Below are 7,157 nucleotides of genomic sequence, written 5' to 3'. Positions count from 1 at the left end.
ATCAAACCAACCAGATGAGCCACATCCTCTCTTAGATCAGAGCGCCATCTGTCCCAAAATCCCTGACGACGGACAGTCGGCCCTGAGCCCGAATGCGTGCAAAAATTAGCTAATGATTGACTTGCTGTTTTTTGCGGAGGAGTTCATCAACACTAAAATTTTTAGGTTTGCGGCACCGAAACGGCTCCCGAAAACAATCGAAATGACTCTTTGATTGATAGGCATTCGATTAGCTTGCATTGTTGCATGGCAGCTCTTTATTCGGAAAAGGACCACCCATGTCTCGACTTTCAGAACGCAGAGATTTTGCCATCGAAGTTTGCGAGGAGGCTGGGGTAATTGCCGAAGAGTATTTCGCGGATCGAGGTAATCTTGTCGTTGATCAAAAAGGTGCTCAGGACTGGGTGAGCGAGGCGGACAAGAATGTTGAAACTTTTATTCGTCAGAGGATTGCAAAGGCGTGGCCCAATGATGGAATTCTCGGTGAAGAGCACGGGGCTACTGTTGGTAAAAGCGGTTTTGACTGGGTGATTGACCCAATTGATGGGACAACGAATTTCGTCAACGGCATACCTGCATGGACTATTGTTCTGGCTAGTGTCACGGAAGGACATACTGAGGTCGGTGTGATACGTGATCCAAATGTGGATGAGACCTTTGTAGCGATGCGCGGAGAAGGTGCGACGCTTAACGGATCCCCAATGCGCGTTGCGTCAGGGGTGGCGCTGCGGGACGGAACAGTCGCCGTGGGGTATTCGAACCGGATTAAGACCCGGCATGTTTTACCTATTGTCGAGAACTTAATCGAGCACGGGGCTATGTTTCACAGAAACGCCAGTGGAGCGTTATCATTGGCCTACGTCGCTGCTGGGCGACTCTTGGGATACGTGGAAGAACACATGAATGCCTGGGATTGTCTGGCTGGGCAATTGCTGGTCTCGGAAGCGGGTGGCATTGTTGAGGATCAGAACGCCGATGTGATGATCCGCGAAGGTGGGCGCGTAATCGTGGGTACACCAGATGTGTTCGAGACCTTGGTTGAAATCGCAGAGAACGCTTGGAACGACTAACGTTTATGCCAACGAAACCCAACCTGAATAGGGTTTGAGCGTCAATAGATCTGCCTGCCAGAAATGGCCTTGTGATGGCTGATCGTGCTTGCGGTCTATCGAACAATCCGAGAGTGCGCACCACAGCAATGTGCCGACCGCCCCATGTGTCACGATTGCAATATCTCCGGCGTCGTGCATTTGGATAATCTCGGTGATTGTCCGATGAATGCGTTTCTGCGCCTCGACAGCTGTTTCCCAACCGCTATAGCTAACTTCCGGCTGGGCAAAGAAGGCATCAGCCGCTGCCTCGAAATCGTCTCGAGGCAAATAGCCGGTTGCGCTGCGGTCGTTTTCACCGAGACCCAAGTGACAATTCACGGGCAGCGTTTGTGGTGCAGCAAGAATCTCACCCGTTTCGCGGGCCTTTCGCTCGTTACTGGTCCAAATCTGCGTGACATTCGACAACGCCTCGCAGGAAGCAAATTCAGTCGCGCGTTTACGGCCCGTCACACTCAGGCCCCAATCTGTTATCTGGATGGCCGGATCGATAGAGACTTCGGGGTGTGTGATGATCGTGAGATTCGGCATTTAGTCAGGCAAAAGCACGGGCCCTTTGTCAGCAAAACCCATCATGATTTCAGTGCCGGGTTCTAGCGGTGCGTCGACATCATCTTGAACGGCAAAAACCTGACCGAATGCACCTTTCAATGTATATTCCATCCGAACGCCAACATAGGTCGCCTTGGCCACTGTGGCTGGAATACCTTGATCTGAACCGATCACCAAACGTGAGGGTCGCACGGCGATGGTTGCCGGTCCTTCGGACAGACCGCGACGTGGCAGCGTGTGGCGATAGCCTTCGACTTCGATGGTTGCCATGCCGCCATCAATATCTACGATTTGGCAGCTCAGTAGGTTTGCCTCACCGATGAAATCGGCAACAAACTGGTCATTTGGGGCATCGTAAAGCTGGCGCGGTGTACCCATCTGAGCGATCGCTGCATTGCGCATAACAACAATCTCATCCGAGACCGCCAGTGCCTCTTCCTGATCGTGTGTGACGTAAACAACTGTCAAGCCAAGGTCTTGCTGTATCGCCCGAATATCCTCACGCACCTGGCGGCGAAGCTTGGCGTCGAGGTTGGACAGCGGCTCGTCGAACAGCAGAACTTGCGGCTCAAGCACCAGTGCGCGTGCGACGGCAACACGTTGTTGCTGGCCGCCGGATAGCTCTGAGGGAAGGCGGTTGTCAAACCCCTGTAGGCCAACCAACTCCAAGCCATACAAGGCACGACTGCGCGCTTCATCCTTCGCAAAGCCCGAGAATGTGAGGCCATACTTCACGTTCTCTAACACGCTCATATGAGGGAACAGCGCGTAAGACTGAAACACCATAGATACATCGCGGTCGGTGGCTGGGAGTTTGGTCACGTCCCGATCACCGATCAAGACCTTGCCCGAACTTGCCATCTCCAACCCTGCAATCATGCGCAGTGTCGTTGTTTTTCCGCAGCCTGACGGACCAAGCAGCGTAACGAGCTTTCCTGCGTCTACGTGGAGGTTGATGTTATCGACGGCGACCACATCCTTGCCGAACACTTTCGACACGTTCTCAAACCGTACCGGGGCGGCCTTGGAACCGATTTTGGTGTCGGTCATGGCGATGTCTCCGTTCCGTGCTGCGTGCGTCGACCAATCTGGACCCGGCCAACGAGAAGTTGCAATAAGCCGACCGCCGCGAGCATCACGAAGATCAGCGTCGTCGAATAGGCGATAGCAAGGCCATAGTCGTTATTCTCGACCCGACCGATAATATAGCTGGTTGCCATGTCATACTCCGCGCTGACCAGAAAGATGACGGCCGAGATTGCAGTCATGGCACGTACAAAGCTGTAGACAAGCGCAGCAAGTATCGCAGGGCGCAACAGCGGGAGGATGACACTGCGGAACGTCTGCCATGAGTTTGCGCCAAGGGTCAGCGAGGATTCATCAAGGCTGCGGTCCAGCTGCGACATGCTCGCGATGCCGGCGCGAACGCCAACCGGCATATTGCGGAAGATGAAGCTGACAACGAGGATGACACCTGTGCCAGTGATTTCGATTGGCGGAACGTTGAAGGCAAGGATGTAGCTAACGCCGATGACCGTGCCGGGGATGGCGAAGGACAACATTGTTCCGAATTCGAAAGCGTTCTTGCCTGCAAAGCTTTGCCTGGTCAGCAGATAGGCCGTTACCAGCCCAACGGCGGCAGTCAATGGTGCAGCAATGGCCGCGATCGTGATGGTCGTCCAGAAACTGTCCCAGGCGGCTCCGGTCCAGCGAATTTCCTCTTCTTCAAAGCGGACTGAGAATGCAGTGATGTAGTGCTTGATCGTCAGCGAATTATCGACCCCCCACAGCTCAACTACACTGCCGTAGATGATCATCGCATAGACAATAATTGTGAATAATGCCCAGCCAAAGGCGATGAGCAGTACAGGCACCGAAAGGCCGGTTGGCATCAGCGGATGCACGCCCGCATCGCCTTTGCCGGTGACTGTTGTGTAGCTCTTCTTTCCCAACCAGACGCGCTGCGCGTAAAAGGCGGAAAGGGTAAAGAACAGCAGCACCATTGCCAGAACCGCAGCGCGCCCTTGATCGTATTGAGCGCCGACGATGGCAAAGAATATCTCGGTCGACAGCACGTCGAAATTCCCACCCAAAACAAGCGGGTTGCCGAAGTCGGCCATGCTTTCGATGAAGCCCAGAAGAAAGGCATTGGCAAGACCGGGCCGCATCAGGGGCAAGGAAACCGTCTTGAACGTCTGCCATCTGCTGGCCCGCAGGGTCTGGGCCGCTTCCTCCATCGAGGGAGAGACGCCTTCAACCACGCCAATCAGCACGAGAAACGCAATCGGCGTGAACGCGAGTGTCTGCGCGATCAGGATGCCTGGCATTCCGTAAAGCCACCGCGTCGGCTGTGTGCCGAGTAATTCGGCAAAGAACCGGGTGACAGAGCCGGACAGTCCAAAAAGAAGGATGAGCGCGAGGCCGATCACGAACGGTGGAGTGATTATCGGGAGAACGGTCAAAGCCCGTAACGCGCGTTTGTAGCGGAAACCCGAGCGCGTCACGACCAACGCGAAGCATAGGCCGAGGATCGTTGTGATGAAGCCAACGAGGATGGCCAGGAAAAGTGAGTTCCAGGCCGCACCGCATCGGGCACCTTGAAAACACCCCAGTCCCCACAACCGGTCGTCGAAGAACTTCGAGAAGAAAACCGCAATGGAATAAGCGCCGTCTTCGGTGATGAAAGCAGCGAAAAGCATCTTGGCGATGGGGAAAAAGACAAAAGCGGTGACGATGGTAATCACACCGCCAATAGCGCTTACGACGAAGACATCACCATTAATGGCACCCCTCGCCGCGATACCTTGAGTGAGCAGGAACAGAAAGCTCGAGGCGCAGATCATTGCGCCGTAGCCCATGCCGAACTGACGGTCGCCAAAGTCGCCAATCATCGTTTCCAACCAGTCGAAGTTGAATCCTCTGATGCCAATGCTGAAACCCTGAACGATCAACCAGCCGAAGCCGAGCGCTCCGGAGAGTACCAGAATGCGGGCATAAATCGGGTCAGATTTGGCGCGTTTCAACACCAAAAGCGGTAGGGCGAGAGCGATCAGGAGTGGAGCGAGCCATAGTTTCTCACCTTGTCCAATCAGAAAAGCTGCAGGGGCATAATCCTCATCGAATGGGTAGCCGTCCAAGAGCCATTCGAACGACCACAGGCCGCCGTCGACCATGTACCAGGGCAGCAGGCAGAATCCGACCCACCCGGCGATGATCCAGAAGATCAGGACCGGATGGGTCGTTTTTGATGTAGTGTCAGTCATTTACTGCGGCAGAACCGAAACCTCTTCGTCCCATTTCTGCAGCAAACGCTTCCGTTCGTCTGATGAACCATATTTTTTGAAGTCATAGTCAATCAGCTTGATCTGATTCATATCAGGTGCGCTTTCTGAGGTCTCCGAACCCTTGTTCGATGGCACCTGAAACGCATTGACCTGAAGGGCAAGATTCTGAGCTTCAGGCGACAGGGCCCAGTCATAGAACTTCTTCGCCTCTTCTTCGTTGCGGGCGCCGTCGATGATCGACATTGAGCCAATTTCGTACCCCGTGCCCTCGCATGGTGCGACGACCTTGATCGGGAACCCCGACACGGCCTGCTTTACGGCGTCATGCATGAAGACGATACCAATCGTGTTCTCGCCACGACCGGCGGCCTTGATCGGCGCAGAGCCGGACTTGGTATACTGGTTGATGTTCGAATGCAGGCCTTTCATGAACTCAAAGCCTTCATCCTCACCAAAGATCTGCACCATTGAGGCCAGCGTTGTATAGGCCGTCCCTGAAGAGTTCGGGTTCGCCATCTGAACGTGTCCCTTGTATTCGGGCTTCAAAAGATCCTTCCAACAGGCAGGTTCGGGCAAGTTGTTTGCAGCGACAAGGTCGGCATTGTAGCCATACCCAAGCGCGCCTGAGTAAATGCCGATCGTCTTGTTGCCCGCGCTTTCAGCCTGGGATATCGCCCAATCGTGAAGCTGGTCGCGCATCGGCGATACGTATTCCATCGTCAGGCCTTCTTCGGCGGCCTGCAGATGCGGGTCGCCCGTACCACCCCACCAAACGTCACCTTTCGGGTTCGAGCTTTCGGCACGGATTTGTGCAAATGTCTCGCCCGAGGACTTTCGGGTCATGTTCACGTCGATGCCAGTTGCATCTTCGAAGCTACGTGCCATCAGCTGACACCAATCCTCTTGAGCTGAGCAATAGAAAGTCAGCTTTTCAGCATGCGCCGCGGACAAAGACGCGGCCAAGGCAATCAGAGATCCGACGGCAGTGGATGTTAGTTTCTTCATTATTTTTCCTCCCTTAGGGTTTAATTCGCCCGGGTTTCCCGGTTCTTTTTTGCCCTTCCTCATGCAGCCTTACGAATTTTCTTTTAGATAGTTGGGGCTTCCTGATTATCTGTCAAAACCTTTGGAAAATGCGTCAGGATTTTTTTGCAACCACCAACTTCACCAAGAGAAAACCAACGATGCGCCCGGTCTTTCATTTTGAAATTGATCAGCCTGCGTATATTGCCCTGTCCCGTGAAATCTTTGATGTCATGTGAATTTTCACTACGAAATGAGGATTATGCAACAAAAATTATTGCAAAATGCCCGAAACCCCACAAAATTGAGTTCTGAAAATATTCGAGTCGTTGAATGTCCAAAACCAAAACGCGCGGTAAGAAATCTGAAAAAAGTCCTGGTCGGGTAAAAAAGTCCGACAGACGCCAGCAAATCCTGCTGGAATTGAAACTACGCCCGCACGTTCGCATCAACGAGTTGGCACAGCGTTTCAACGTTTCGAATGAGACCGTTCGCCGGGATTTTGAAGCCCTGTCCAATGAAGGCCTGATCGCGCGTGCGCACGGTGGGGCATCAGCCCCAGTGCAAGGGCATTATCCAAGTCTGGAAGAACGGACCGGCGCACAGATCGAAGAGCGCGAACGGATAGGAATCAGCGCGGCCGAGCTTGTTCAGGACGGTGAAACGGTCATGGTCGATTCCGGCTCGACGACTGTCGAGATGGCACGCGCGCTGGCATTTCTCGATATCCATTGTACGGTGATCACGAATTCAATCCCCGTGGCGATGACCCTTGGCCATGGTGCTGCCCAGGTCTTATTGTGCCCCGGAGAATACCTGGCAACTGAATCTGCAACGATCGGAACCGAGACACTGGAATTCCTGTCTCGTTTCAACGTTGACAGGTGCATGATCGGTTCCTCGGGTTTCTCAGTAGAAGGCCCGTCAGAGACGGTAAGGGGCTTTGCGGCGATCAAGAGGATGATGCTGGCGCGTGCTGCGAAACGCCATCTTCTTATCGATTCCGGGAAATTTGAGCGCAAGGGTCTGTCTCAAGTAGGCGATCTTGCCGAATTGGATTCCATAGTCACCGACACAAAACCAACCGGGGAACTGCTCGATGCAATGGGTGGTGCCGAGGTCGATATTCTCGTTGCCGGTTGAGAACGAAAAGGAATGACTAACTGCGGCTGATTAAGGCCGCACATAA

Annotated in this window: 6 protein-coding genes; 2 read left to right on the top strand and 4 right to left on the bottom strand. The window is 53.8% G+C overall.

The genetic code is table 11. The features are described 5' to 3' along the window. Positions 1–278: 278 nt before the first annotated feature. Positions 279–1,070 (top strand): inositol monophosphatase family protein, encoded by a 792-nt coding sequence (locus AC2FFH_RS20985; RefSeq protein WP_377189705.1) that lies wholly within the window; start codon positions 279–281, stop codon positions 1,068–1,070. A gap of 3 nt (positions 1,071–1,073) precedes the next feature. Here the strand turns inward: AC2FFH_RS20985 and AC2FFH_RS20980 are convergent, their stop codons facing one another. The 4 genes from AC2FFH_RS20980 to AC2FFH_RS20965 are packed head-to-tail and all read right to left on the bottom strand — an operon-like array spanning position 1,074 to position 5,950. After that, complete coding sequence (locus tag AC2FFH_RS20980) at positions 1,074–1,640, bottom strand: histidine phosphatase family protein (protein ID WP_377189702.1); 567 nt, start codon at positions 1,638–1,640, stop codon at positions 1,074–1,076. Then, positions 1,641–2,711, bottom strand: coding sequence for an ABC transporter ATP-binding protein (locus AC2FFH_RS20975; protein ID WP_496845251.1), 1,071 nt, complete (start codon positions 2,709–2,711; stop codon positions 1,641–1,643). It abuts the gene before it with no gap. Next, complete coding sequence (locus AC2FFH_RS20970; RefSeq protein ID WP_496770612.1) at positions 2,708–4,924, bottom strand: ABC transporter permease; 2,217 nt, start codon at positions 4,922–4,924, stop codon at positions 2,708–2,710. The genes AC2FFH_RS20975 and AC2FFH_RS20970 overlap by 4 nt, the downstream gene beginning before the upstream one ends. Then, entirely contained in the window at positions 4,925–5,950 is a 1,026-nt protein-coding gene (locus AC2FFH_RS20965) for an ABC transporter substrate-binding protein (RefSeq protein ID WP_377189693.1), read from the bottom strand. A 351-nt stretch (positions 5,951–6,301) separates the two neighbouring features. On the opposite strand from AC2FFH_RS20965, the gene AC2FFH_RS20960 reads away from it, so the two are divergent. Further along, positions 6,302–7,111, top strand: a complete 810-nt coding sequence (locus AC2FFH_RS20960) for a DeoR/GlpR family DNA-binding transcription regulator (protein ID WP_496845250.1) — start codon at positions 6,302–6,304, stop codon at positions 7,109–7,111. The last annotated feature ends 46 nt before the right edge of the window (positions 7,112–7,157 follow it).

Source organism: Ruegeria sp. YTSC003 (genome assembly GCF_059609785.1).
This window is presented reverse-complemented; position numbering and strand designations above follow the sequence as displayed.

What these genes read in the sequence shown, in the direction of transcription:
- AC2FFH_RS20965 (WP_377189693.1), bottom strand. Translation starts at nt 5,950, where the DNA reads ATGAAGAAACTAACATCCACTGCCGTCGGATCTCTGATTGCCTTGGCC.
- AC2FFH_RS20975 (WP_496845251.1), bottom strand. Translation starts at nt 2,711, where the DNA reads ATGACCGACACCAAAATCGGTTCCAAGGCCGCCCCGGTACGGTTTGAG.
- AC2FFH_RS20960 (WP_496845250.1), top strand. Translation starts at nt 6,302, where the DNA reads ATGTCCAAAACCAAAACGCGCGGTAAGAAATCTGAAAAAAGTCCTGGT.
- AC2FFH_RS20980 (WP_377189702.1), bottom strand. Translation starts at nt 1,640, where the DNA reads ATGCCGAATCTCACGATCATCACACACCCCGAAGTCTCTATCGATCCG.
- AC2FFH_RS20985 (WP_377189705.1), top strand. Translation starts at nt 279, where the DNA reads ATGTCTCGACTTTCAGAACGCAGAGATTTTGCCATCGAAGTTTGCGAG.
- AC2FFH_RS20970 (WP_496770612.1), bottom strand. Translation starts at nt 4,924, where the DNA reads ATGACTGACACTACATCAAAAACGACCCATCCGGTCCTGATCTTCTGG.